9 protein-coding genes are annotated in these 12498 nt (G+C 34.5%); 2 read left to right on the top strand and 7 right to left on the bottom strand.

What is annotated here, in order from left to right:
- Nucleotides 1-225: 225 nt before the first annotated feature.
- From EDD66_RS03330 to EDD66_RS03300, 7 genes are all read right to left on the bottom strand, one after another.
- Nucleotides 226-489 (bottom strand): HPr family phosphocarrier protein, encoded by a 264-nt coding sequence (locus EDD66_RS03330; protein ID WP_123608147.1) that lies wholly within the window; start codon nt 487-489, stop codon nt 226-228.
- Nucleotides 490-524: 35 nt separating this feature from the next.
- Entirely contained in the window at nt 525-1787 is a 1263-nt protein-coding gene (locus EDD66_RS03325; protein ID WP_123608146.1) for a zinc-binding dehydrogenase, read from the bottom strand.
- A 56-nt stretch (nt 1788-1843) separates the two neighbouring features.
- Nucleotides 1844-2773 (bottom strand): 1-phosphofructokinase, encoded by a 930-nt coding sequence (pfkB, locus tag EDD66_RS03320; RefSeq protein WP_123608145.1) that lies wholly within the window; start codon nt 2771-2773, stop codon nt 1844-1846.
- A 2-nt stretch (nt 2774-2775) separates the two neighbouring features.
- On the bottom strand, nt 2776-3240 hold the full coding sequence (locus tag EDD66_RS03315) for a PTS sugar transporter subunit IIA (RefSeq protein ID WP_123608144.1): 465 nt from the start codon (nt 3238-3240) through the stop codon (nt 2776-2778).
- A 127-nt stretch (nt 3241-3367) separates the two neighbouring features.
- Nucleotides 3368-5467: a BglG family transcription antiterminator gene (locus tag EDD66_RS03310; RefSeq protein ID WP_123608143.1), complete on the bottom strand. Its 2100-nt coding sequence runs from the start codon at nt 5465-5467 to the stop codon at nt 3368-3370.
- 184 nt (nt 5468-5651) lie between these two features.
- The gene (locus EDD66_RS03305; protein ID WP_123608142.1) at nt 5652-7031 is read right to left on the bottom strand and encodes a PTS mannitol transporter subunit IICB; all 1380 of its coding nucleotides are present in this window, start codon (nt 7029-7031) and stop codon (nt 5652-5654) included.
- A gap of 203 nt (nt 7032-7234) precedes the next feature.
- A complete protein-coding gene (locus EDD66_RS03300) occupies nt 7235-8182 on the bottom strand; it encodes a S8 family peptidase (RefSeq protein WP_123608141.1) in 948 nt (315 codons plus the stop codon).
- A gap of 300 nt (nt 8183-8482) precedes the next feature.
- On the opposite strand from EDD66_RS03300, the gene EDD66_RS03295 reads away from it, so the two are divergent.
- Entirely contained in the window at nt 8483-9187 is a 705-nt protein-coding gene (locus EDD66_RS03295; protein WP_123608140.1) for an ABC transporter ATP-binding protein, read from the top strand.
- 15 nt (nt 9188-9202) lie between these two features.
- Nucleotides 9203-12436: an ABC transporter permease gene (locus EDD66_RS03290; RefSeq protein WP_123608139.1), complete on the top strand. Its 3234-nt coding sequence runs from the start codon at nt 9203-9205 to the stop codon at nt 12434-12436.
- The last annotated feature ends 62 nt before the right edge of the window (nt 12437-12498 follow it).

Genomic DNA, 12498 nt, shown 5'->3' with positions numbered 1-12498 from the left:
ATTCATAATTATGAGACAAGTATTGTAACCTTCTTTAACTTAAATAGGGTTGCTGCATAATATAGTATTTTGCAACAACCCCATGAAATAGCTTCATAAGTATATCTATTCATAATATATTAGAATGGCTGGAATCTTTAAAAGTAACAAAAGATAATATCTCCACTCTATTCTATTAACTCCCAATACAAGGCGTCGATCCCGCATAACTATTTTTTTGAGAATCTATTCCCCTAAACCACTATTGATTAGATCAATAATGACTTTTAAATCTTCTTTCTCACTGTTCCCAGTACATTCAACTACTACCTCTGTGTCTTTCTTAATCGCTGCTGCCATTAAGTTAATAACACTTTTCGGATTTACATTTCTTTCTCCCACTTTGATTACAATATCAGAGTCACACTTCATTGCTGTTTTTGCCAGTATACTTGCTGGTCTTGCATGCACTCCTGATTCATTGATTATTTTAACCTTTTGACTAACCATAACAACTACCTCCCAAAGTTAATGATAATTAAATACTAATTTACCCCAAAATGTTCAAAAAGAATTTTCTCAGCTTCACTATTCCATAATCCTTTGTGACGTTTACAAGAATCAGAAAGTTTCTGATATAATGAATCTGTTTTTCCTAATTCTTCAAAATCATCAATTGCTGTTAATGGCATATCAAATTGAGTATATGTTAATTTCTTACCACCTGGGATATTTGGTAAATTCAATGTTGCTTCAGCAATGCTATCAATACCGCCGATATGAGTAACCATAACTGCCGGCTCAATTAATTTCTTGGAAGCTAGATCTATTGCTTCAATCAAATCATCTGTATTGCCACCAGTTGTTCCTAAAAGATGAGTACTGGTGTAATGTGTATTATATAGATTAATTTCTGCTTTAAACTGATTATCTGTTGGTCCGGCAAAGAAGTTCATACAGCCATCAAATGCAAGCAGGGCATCTCCCATTTCAGCTACTTGTTTAATTGGAACATATACGAATACATCGTCATAACCATGGTCATCTGTAATCGCCATAAGTTCTGCAATTGGGTCTTTCATTGTAGCAGTATTCACATAATGTAATTCTACACCTGCTTTTGCTGCTGTTTCTTCAGAGATGACCTCTCTTGCTCTATTAATTCTATCATCACTGATATCCGTAACCACTAATCTCTTTGGTTTGTTCTCAATGCATAAGCCATAGCTTACAGCTCCAAGACCCATTGGTCCACAGCCACCCATTACTAAAACATTACCATCTGTTTTTGTTCCCATAGCGTGATTGTAGTTTTGCTTATTTGTATGATAATTTGCATGGTAACCACCAATAATACAACTCATTGGTTCACCTAAGGATGCTTCAAAATAGCTCTCACCATCATAGTTAAGTAAACATCCAAGTTCCATTACTTCTTGTGGAATAATGCAATAAGTACAAGCTCCGCCAAAGAATTCATAAGAATATCCTGGAGATGCTAAACTACCTTTATAATTAAGCGCTGGTTGTAGTGCAAATTTTTGACCCGGTTTAAATTGATCCGCCCATTTGGAACCTACTTTAACAATGTCTCCTGCAAATTCGTGTCCAATGATAATTGGATTGGTATCTATATTTTGAGGAGCTCTCTTATGCTTCTTACCTTGTTTTGCCAGCTTATAAGTGGACATACAAATACTATCACTTATAACCTTCACTAAAATTTCATCATCTTTAATTTCAGGTAATTCAAATTCCTCTAATCTTAAGTCGTCTGCTCCGTACATTCTAACTGCTCTTGATTTCATTTTCTTCCTCCATATATTCTTGTTATACTGTCTGTCATTACACTATCAAATAAATCTTAAATATTAACAGCCGTAACCTGTGCCTTTAATTTATCAACCAGATCTCTTGATGGCGGCTTTGTGCCTTTTGTAGTAACTGCACCAGCTGAAGTTGCAATACCAAGTTTTACGCTTTCTTCAAAGTCATAGCCTTTATCAATGCTATAAGAAAGAGCTGCAACCATAGCATCTCCTGCTCCAACAGTTGAATGAGCTTCCACTTTAAGTCCTGGGCATCTTATGCTCTGATCCTTTGATAAGAATAACGCACCCATTTGTCCAAGAGAAATCGCTACCATACCAATTCCTTTGTCTAAAAGTTTATTACCCATTTTGATTAATTCTTCTTCATTTGCTCTATAATCCATTGAAAAATATTCTTCTAATTCACTTCGATTCGGCTTGATGATATCTGGTTTCGCTTCAAGGGAATTAACAAATAGATCTCCATCTGCATCCAGAAATACTTTCGCACCTTTTTCTTTTAGTTTAATAATAAGTTCTTTGTAAATGTTTTTATCAACACCATTTGGAATACTGCCTGCGATGACAAATAAAGTATCAGCACCTGCATATCCTAATAATTTTTCAGTTAATAGATCAATCTCCTCTTGTTTAATTACAGGACCAGGTTCATTGAGTTCAGTCACAAAGCCGTTTTGTTCAACGACTTTAAGGTTTGTTCTCGTTTCTCCGCTTACCTGAACAAAATCTGATTTAATTCCCTGTTCTTTTAATACTTTCTCTATTAGAACTCCACCACTGCCACCAATAAATCCGGTAGCGATTGTTTCTCCACCAAGTTCCTTTATTGTCTTAGAAACATTAATTCCTTTTCCACCAGCATCAATAATCACATTAGTCAATCGATTTAAACTTCCATGTTCAAAATGAACAAGATCCACTGTTTTATCAATTGCTGGATTCATAGTTACAGTAATAATCACTCCTATCGCCCCTCTCCAGTAAATGTTGAATATATTGTATCTACATCACTATGAATTAATTCCTGCACAGCTTCAGGTGTAGATAATTTTTCTGCTATATTTGCCAGAATGTCAAGATGTTCATCTCCAAGTCCGGCAATACCGATAACTACATTTACAGGTTCATCATTCCACATAGTACCTTCTGGAAATATCATTACTGCAATTCCAGATCTTTTAATGTTTTTCTTAGCTTCCTCTACGCCATGAGGTATTGCTATGCCATTTCCTATATTTGTAGCAAATGATTCTTCACGTTTTATCATAGCCTCAATATAGCTTGAATCCACATAGCCGCTATCACATAAAAGGCCGCCTACTGTACGTATAACTTCTTCTTTTGGTTTGGCGTTACAATTTAAAATAATATTTTTTCTCTGAAGCAATTCCACGTTATTTGGTTCCACTCCTTTTCTTTTAAAAAACATTTTTATTCTCCTAATTCGTCTTTATTCTATGTTTATATTATAGTCCTTAAATACTGTCCAATTCAATTGAAACAAAAGTGAGTTTGACATCATCTAATAGCGACAATCCTAAAGAAGAAATCTTCACTTATATAGTATCTATGAATTGATTGAAAAAATTCTTTAATAATTTTGTTAGAAAACTAAGTATCTCTTCCTTATCTCCAGTAAAAATAGTTGGTAAAAAATCATTGTTTTCTACAAGACTGCTGCTTAAATATCCGAGTATCTCCCGATTTAAATCCACATTCTCATCATCAGGTAAAAGCATGACAATAATAGCATGGATAGATTTAAAATAAGGATCATAAAAAGCTTCCAGATCTTTTGTAATACAAATTGAAAAACTTGGCTTTATAACACCTTTTGTCTTGGAATGCAAGAGAGCAAAGTCAAATTCCGGTATGATCTGGGTAGCAATCTTCTCCCTCTTTTTAATATCCTCCTGAATAATAATACGTTTATCATTGTAAGGAGATAATTTTTCTGTCAGGGCAACTAATAGCTCCTCAAATGTAATATCATTATTGACCTTTATACACTCAAATTCATTTATCATATTCTTAATCTGGGATACAATAAAATTTACCTGCTCTAACTGTCTTGAAAAATCATTTTCCACCATCTTTTTCTTTGGAGTTTTGGAATATATTCGCACCTTTGTATCAATTTGTTCTAAATCGTGTTCAATTAGCAGCGGGCTCACCCTAATAATATCAGCATCAATTTCATCCAAATTAATACTGGAGATTAAGAAGTCAATCTTACTAAGTACGTTATGTGTTAAATCCTCTTTTCCATAAGTAAAAACTTCTGCCCTGTCTTTTAAGAATTTTGTTAGTTTGTTTAACATTAATCTTGAGATTCCAATTCCACTGGCACAGACAATGCCAATCAGAACCCTTCGTTTACTTTCTCTTTGATTTTCAAGACGTACTGTGGCTGCACCAAAATGCATGGCTAGAAAACCAATTTCTGCTTCTGGTACATTACAGTCAAATCTTTCTTCAATCAATTTTCCTACTTTTAAACATTTCTCATAAATGTCATAGTAATTTTCTTTAATTTGGTCCAATAATGGGTTCGATATATTCATATGGTTTCTTAATCGAATAAAAGTAGGCTGAAGATGAGCCAGTAATCCGACGATAAATTCTTCATCCTGCTTAAGTTCATATGCTAATTCCTCATCATACACATCAATCATACGATTAATAAACTCTAATATTTCTTCCCGGTGAATTGGTCCATCTATTTCTATTCTTTCTTCAGATACATATTGTAATTTAGATCCCTTAATGTGCAGACAAATATATGCTATTTCAATATCTGGGATCTCAATTTGGAATTCCTCTTCTAAAGAATTGACAATATGAAGGGCTAAATTATATTCTTCATCATTTTTTAATTTCTTCTGTAACTCATCATTCGGTTCAATAATTTCCTTCTGAAAGATACGGTTAATTGCAATTGCAACATGGAGTATCAAACCTATATATGAGTTTTCAGTTAATCTTTGTAACCTTTTATCTTTAATACTGTGAAAACATGTTATAACCTGTTTTAATATATCATTATTCAAAAGATTATATATGTTTTGTCCATCTTTGCTGCCAATAATATCATATACGGTACGCTCTTTTTCATTAAAAAGATTCTTAATAATTTGACTGTCAATATTCTCATCAATGAATTTTCTTAAGGCAAATCTATAATTCTTTTCACTGCCTTCTAATGCAACACCATAACCTTGCTTTCTCTTAATTGTCAAATCAAACTGATGAAACCAGTTTTCAATCACTTCCATATCATTACTGATCGTTGCTTCACTTACACCGAAAATATTTCCGTAATAGTATAATTTCTTTGGGGTCCGGTCTTTGAGTATCTCGAGGATGAGCCTTTTTCTTCTCTCCTCTTTATCGCCTGAATCGATTACATCTTCCTCTTGTAATACGGTAAGTAACTTTTTTTTGTCTTCTTCACTACCGTCTAACCAGATGCCAATTCCTGTCTTGGTTTGCAAAGATACCCCATATTTCTTTAGGGAAGAATCCGTATATTCCAGTTCACGTTGTACAGTCCTCTTACTGACTTTTATCTCGTCTGCAAGTTTCTTTACAGGAATCACTTGCTCTTCTTGCAACAAAATAAGTAATACTTGTCTAAGACGCGGCGAAAAATTCATATACTCACTCTCCCTTTCTTCCATTAAAATTGTTTTTAGTTATAATTCTATTTAACACTATTTCTTTACTATATACAAGCAAATTATTCCTGATATATAATCAGGAATTTACTATATATCTTACTTAATTTTTATCGTTTAATTACCTAGGGAGAGGATTTCTCCTCTCCCTTTTATCAGGTACTTATTTTAATTCTTCTACCAACTCATCATATTCCGGAGCTGCTAAGAAATTCTTTATTAATACAAGTTTTGCATTTGGATTACTATGAGCTGCTCTCTCTCCTAAATCTGTATGCGTTACCACAACCTGAGCATCTGCTGGTATAGATGAAACTGGGGAATGTACTACTGTTATATGGCCCAGACCTGCTTCTTTTAGCTTTTTACGAAGTACTGTTGCACCCATTGCACTGGAACCCATACCTGCATCACATGCAAATACGATTTTTTCAACTTTGCCTACTGCAACTGTAACTGCTGCTTCTTTATTTACCAGACCTTTAGATGCTGCCTTCATATCTTTTATTTTATCTTTTGCAGTATCAAGATCTTCTTCTTTACCAAATATCTTAAGTAATGGAGTTGCTACAACACAAGATACCGCTGTTGAAACGATAACTCCTGCTACGATTGGGAACCAGCCACCCTTTGGAGTCATCATTAAAATAGCAAAAATACTTCCAGGAGATGCCGGTGCGATTAATCCGCCGCCTAATAAATTAAGTGTAAAAATACCACTCGCTCCACCTGCCATTGCAGCTAAAACAAGAACTGGATTCATTAAGATATATGGGAAATAAATTTCATGGATACCACCTAGGAAGTGGATAATAATTGCTCCGGGAGCTGAACTCTTAGCCATACCTTTACCTGCGATACAATAAGCTAACAAGATACCTAATCCAGGACCAGGATTTGCTTCAACTAAGAAGAAGATTGACTTACCAAGTTCTTCTACTTGTTCAAGACCCATTGGTGATAAAATACCATGATTGATTGCATTGTTTAAGAATAATACTTTTGCCGGTTCAACAAATATACTTGCTAATGGAAGTAAACCATTATCAACGAAGAAACCAACACCAGCTGCTAATGCAGTATTAAGTCCTACAACTACTGGTGCTATACCTTTTAATGCAAGAACTGCTAAAATTGCACCAATAATACCAATTGAGAAGTTATTTACTAACATCTCAAAACCTGCTGGAATCTTACCGTCTACAGCTTTGTCAAATTTCTTGATAATCCACGCACTGACTGGACCCATAATCATGGCACCAAGGAACATTGGGATGTCTGCACCTACAATAATACCCATTGTTGCAATAACACCAATAACTCCACCTCTGGTACCAGCTACTACATTACCACCTGTATAAGCAATTAACAAAGGAAGTAAATAGGATATCATAGGACCTACCAATGTTGCTAAGCCCTCATTAGGAATCCATCCTGTAGGAATAAATAATGCTGTGATGAGTCCCCAAGCGATAAATGCACCAATATTCGGTAATACCATACCACTAAAGAATCTTCCAAACACTTGAACTTTCTCTTTCATCTCTTTACCCTCTCTCTTTAAAAAAAATTAGAAACATCATTTTTGAAGATAGGATTGGCCAATCGTCTTCTTTTTGATACTCTTATTATAATTGGTATCTACCTAAATTAGCAACTTGAACAAACATCATTTTGGCGCTATTGAATAATGACATGATTGAAAAGTGATATTTTTTCGTTAATGTAACTAATCCCCAAATGACTTTAACTAAGTAATTTTCGAATATTTAACAAACCCCACCCTTGTTTGCTCCATGGAAATCCTAAATCTGTTGCACTATTTCTTAATTTAACTTTTACCTCTTTGTTTGTCATTTCAGGGTAAGCAGATAAAAGAAGAGCGATTGCACCAGATACAATAGGTGTAGCCATTGAAGTACCGCTTTTTGTTGTATACATATTGGTAAAGCGCTCCGGTCTTTGAAGTAAACTCTCTTTACTTGGTTGATTTCTCACTAAATTGCAGGATACAATATTACTGCCCGGTGCAACAATGTCAGGTTTTCGAATACATGCATTGGTCGGTCCTCTGCCTGAATAATTCATTGTAGTACTTCCTAAAAGCTCTACTGCAATATTATCATCAGACGCTCCCACTGTTATTACTTTTCGGCTAATACCGGGCAAAGAGATGGATTTCGGCTTTGGTCCATTATTGCCTGCAGCCACTACCACTATGATTCCACTATCCCAGACAGCATTTACCCCTTGTACCAGCCTTGAATTTTCATCTACATTTTTTTCTACTGTTGCTCCAACTGAAATATTCACTACCCGTATGTTATACTTCTCTTTATTCTCAATAATCCATTGAAGTCCCTTTAATACATCTGGAACATTCCCATTTCCTTTATAATTTAATACTTTTACACCAATAATATTACACCTGGGTGCGATTCCCATATAATAACCCCGGGAAGCGGTCCCATCTCCACCTATGATTCCGGATACATGTGTCCCATGTCCGTTATCATCATATATCCTCTCTCTTCCATTTATAAAATCTTTAAACGCTATGATTCGATTACCATTACCTACTAAGTCAATGTGCCCGCTCACTCCTGTATCAACAACGGCAACTCCAATTCCTTCGCCGAAGATTCTTCTGCTATGAGCCCACTGGACTTCAACTATTTCTCTGGTTCTATTCATCTATTATCCCCCAAAATACTTATCCTTATATCATATTCAGATTGATATAAGTTATTAACTATTTTATATACATACGTTTATATAAAAAATAAGTTACTAAAATCAAACAAAGAAAAAATCTAAAAAAGAACTATCACATATGAATGCTGTTCTCCATGCAGATCCGGCCCTACCTGGCTTGAAGGGCCAATTATAAAATTTTTATTAAGTAAACAAAAAGGAGATAATTATTTGTTCCTGTTTATGGTATACTACTCGCTATAGTATTTATATAAAGTTAATACCAGAGAGGAATATGTAATGAGTTCATATGTTGAATTAAAAAATGTTGTAAAAGAGTATAAAATGGGTGAAGTTATAATAAAGGCCACAGATGGGGTCACATTTCAAATAGAAAAAGGTGAGTTTGTAGTGATTGTCGGGCCAAGCGGAGCCGGAAAAACGACAGTCCTTAATATTCTTGGAGGTATGGATATATTAACATCCGGTGAAGTTATTGTAGATGGTATAGATATTAGCAAATATAACAGCAGGCAGCTCACAACTTACCGAAGACATGATATCGGATTTGTATTTCAATTCTATAATTTGGTTCAAAATCTAACTGCTCTTGAAAATGTGGAATTATCCATTCAGATCTGTAAAGATCCCCTGGATCCGTCCACAGTTCTGAATGAAGTCGGACTGAAAGACAGACAGAATAATTTCCCTGCCGGATTATCCGGAGGAGAGCAACAAAGGGTTGCCATTGCAAGGGCGCTGGCTAAAAATCCTAAGCTCTTGCTTTGTGACGAACCTACAGGAGCTCTTGATTATAATACCGGTAAATCTATATTAAAACTATTACAGGATACTTGCAGGGAGAAAGGGATGACCGTAGTCGTTATTACACATAACTCAGCGATTGCCCCTATGGCAGACCGGGTGATTTCAATTAAAAATGGAAAGGTCAGCAAAATGACCCAAAATGACAACCCAGTATCTGTTGAGACAATTGAGTGGTAACGAGAGGGATTGGTAATGAAGAAAAAAGCACTTAGAAAAGATTTTTATATTGAAATTGTTAAAACAAGAGGAAGATTTATCTCCATTTTCTTTATTGTCGCATTGGGTGTGGCATTTTTCACTGGAATCCGTTCAACACAGCCGGATATGAAATTATCTGCAGATCAAACCTATAATAAAAGTAACTTAATGGATATACAGATAATCAGCACCCTGGGATTAACAGCGGATGATATTGAGGCTATAAGCAGAGTGACCGGGGTAAAAGAATGTGTTGGAACTTATTCAAAAGATGCCCTGGTGACAGAGGATGATGAACAATATGTGGTAAAGTTACTATCCTATGAATCCTCCATAAATCAACCCGTTATTAAAGAAGGAAGAATACCTGAAAATGATAAGGAATGTTTTGTGGATACACATTTCTTAACATCTTCGGGACATAAAATAGGCGATAAAATTTATATAGAATCGGGAACCAATGATGATATTCTTGAAACCTTGAAATACAAAGAATATACTATCGTTGGCTCCGGCAGCTCTCCCTATTATTTATCCAGAGATAAAGGTACCAGTTCCATAGGCAATGGAAACATTAACAGCTTTATTATCCTTTCAAAAGATGCATTTGAATCAGAGGCATATACAGAAATTTATGCAACTATAAATAATGAGAAAGAATCTATAGCTTTTAGTGATAGTTATGATGACACAGTAGATCAAGTCATTGATAGAATTGAGAAAGAAATCAAAGCGGAACGAATTGAAGCCAGGTATCTTGAAATCACTGCCGAAGCAAAAGAAGAATTAAAGGATGCAAAAGCAGAATTTCAAGATGAAAAAGGGAACGCAGAACGTGAGTTGTTAAAAGCTAAGAAGAAACTGGATGATGCTAAGATAGATATTGAGAATGGAAAATCCGAAATAAAAAAACAGGAAAAAGAAATCGCAAAAGGCTGGCAGGATATTGAAGCTTCATCGGTCAAACTGGAAGATGGGAAGAAGCAGTTAAGTGATGGTAAGAAAAAATTAGATGCTTCAAAAAAGGAATTGGAAAAAGGAAAAATTGCATATAATCAAGGCTTAAAAGAATATAATGCTGCTATTTTAGATTTAAATCAAGGAAAAGCACAAGTAAAACAAATTGAAGAACAATTAGCCTACATGGAGAACCCAGAGGAAAAAGCCATGATAGAAACTGCTTTGGAGACCCAGAAACAAGAAATAGCCAAAGCAGAATTAATACTTGAAAAGACAAAGGTGCAGCTGGATAAGTCTAAATTAGATTTATCTAATGGTGAAAAAGAACTTAATAGAGCAACTTTAGAATATAATAAATCAAATTTAGAGCTTTCAAATAATGAAAGAAAATTACATGATGGAAAGAAGAAATTAGAATCAGGTGAAAAAGAGATTCTTAAAGCCAAACAAGATTTAGCAAAAGGTGAGAAAGATTACAAAAGTGGGCTGGACGAATATAATCAGAAAAAAGAAAAAGCCGACAAAGAACTTGGGGATGCAGAAAAAGATCTGTCTGATGCAGAATCTGATATTGTCAAGATAAAAAAACCAAAATGGTATGTATTAGATAGAAATTCCATTCCTTCTTACGCCTCATATGGGCAGGATGCAGATCGTATTGGTGCAATTGGTGAAGTTTTCCCTGCTATTTTTTTCTTGGTTGCGGCTCTGGTGAGTTTAACAACTATGACAAGAATGGTCGAAGAGCAAAGAACCCAGATAGGTACCCTAAAGGCTTTGGGTTACAGTAAATTCTCCATAGCTTCTAAATATATTATGTATGCCTTACTGGCAACCTTAGGTGGAAGTATCCTTGGAGGAATCGCAGGTTCTCTCATTCTTCCATATGTTATCATATCGGCCTATCAGATCATGTATGAAAATCTTAGTACGATTACTACGCCTTTAAATATGGAGATCATGATATGGGCTACACTCATTGCTGTGGTATGTGTTGTCATGGCAACATTTTTGGCCTGCTTCAAAGAATTAGCAGCAACTCCTGCCAATTTAATGAGACCGTCTGCTCCTAAATTGGGAAAACGTGTTTTTTTAGAAAGAATTCCATTTCTTTGGAAACGCCTTAATTTTACTGAAAAATCAACCATACGTAATTTAATCCGGTACAAAAAAAGGTTCTTTATGACTATTTTGGGAATTGGCGCATGTATGGCGTTACTTTTGGTTGGATATGGAATTAAAGATTCCATCTTTTCCATAACTAACATACAATATAATGAAATCCATGTTTATGATGGAATTATCACTTTGGATACTGCTGCAAAGAATAAGGAATTAGAGGAAGCCAAAAATTATATAGAACACAATGATTATATCCAAAGCAGTGCCATGATCCATGAAAGTATCATTGAAGCAGAATCCGGAAGCGAATCAAAAGATGTTTATCTAACTGTATTAGAGAATACTGTACCTGTAGATGATTTCTATCATTTTAGAAATAGAGTGACGAAAGAGGTCTATTCCCTAAATGATGATGGTGTAATTATTACTGAAAAATTGTCCAAACTATTAAAATTAGATGTGGGAGATACCTTAATATTAAAGAACGGAGATTTTGATCCTGTTGAGGTTACCATAGGTGCTGTGTCTGAGAATTATGTGATGCATTATATATTTATGACCAATAATTTATATGAAGAGTTATATAACGAATCTCCTGAATATAATGAAATTCTTTATATTGCACCTGATATTGAACCAGATATGGAAGAAGATTTCACAGAAGATATTTTAACCAATGAAGCTATCGTAAGTAATATTTTCGCAAGAAATATAAGCACAGATTTTGAAGATACTCTGGATAATCTGGATGTTGTAATCCTTGTTCTTATTTTTGCTGCAGGAGGCCTTGCCTTTGTGGTTTTATATAATCTGAATAATATAAATATCAGTGAGCGAAAGCGTGAACTTGCGACTTTAAAAGTATTAGGTTTTTACGATATTGAAGTTTCAGAATATGTATTTCGTGAGAATGTACTATTAACAATCATAGGTACTCTTACCGGCATTTTATTAGGTATCCTGCTTCACCAGTATGTGATCAAAACTGTTGAGATAGACATGATAATGTTTGGCAGAAATATTCTTCTCTTTAGTTATATTAAAAGTATATTACTTACCTTCTTATTCTCTATTATCATTAATTTTTCAATGCATTTTAAGTTAAAGAAGGTAGATATGGCAACTTCTTTAAAAAGTGTAGAATAAATAAAAAAATATTTTTATTGACAATACGTAACTGGTTACATATAATTTATGTAACTGGTTAC

The sequence above is a fragment of the Mobilisporobacter senegalensis genome, assembly GCF_003752155.1.
GTDB classification, from domain to species: domain Bacteria; phylum Bacillota; class Clostridia; order Lachnospirales; family Lachnospiraceae; genus Mobilisporobacter; species Mobilisporobacter senegalensis.
Note: the sequence above shows the minus strand (reverse complement) of the source record. Positions and strands in the feature narration are given on the sequence as shown.

Bases quoted from the DNA above. Each gene is read 5' to 3' on its own strand.
- EDD66_RS03325 (WP_123608146.1), bottom strand. From the start codon at position 1,787: ATGAAATCAAGAGCAGTTAGAATGTACGGAGCAGACGACTTAAGATTA.
- EDD66_RS03315 (WP_123608144.1), bottom strand. From the start codon at position 3,240: ATGTTTTTTAAAAGAAAAGGAGTGGAACCAAATAACGTGGAATTGCTT.
- EDD66_RS03330 (WP_123608147.1), bottom strand. From the start codon at position 489: ATGGTTAGTCAAAAGGTTAAAATAATCAATGAATCAGGAGTGCATGCA.
- EDD66_RS03305 (WP_123608142.1), bottom strand. From the start codon at position 7,031: ATGAAAGAGAAAGTTCAAGTGTTTGGAAGATTCTTTAGTGGTATGGTA.
- EDD66_RS03295 (WP_123608140.1), top strand. From the start codon at position 8,483: ATGAGTTCATATGTTGAATTAAAAAATGTTGTAAAAGAGTATAAAATG.
- EDD66_RS03290 (WP_123608139.1), top strand. From the start codon at position 9,203: ATGAAGAAAAAAGCACTTAGAAAAGATTTTTATATTGAAATTGTTAAA.
- EDD66_RS03310 (WP_123608143.1), bottom strand. From the start codon at position 5,467: ATGAATTTTTCGCCGCGTCTTAGACAAGTATTACTTATTTTGTTGCAA.
- EDD66_RS03300 (WP_123608141.1), bottom strand. From the start codon at position 8,182: ATGAATAGAACCAGAGAAATAGTTGAAGTCCAGTGGGCTCATAGCAGA.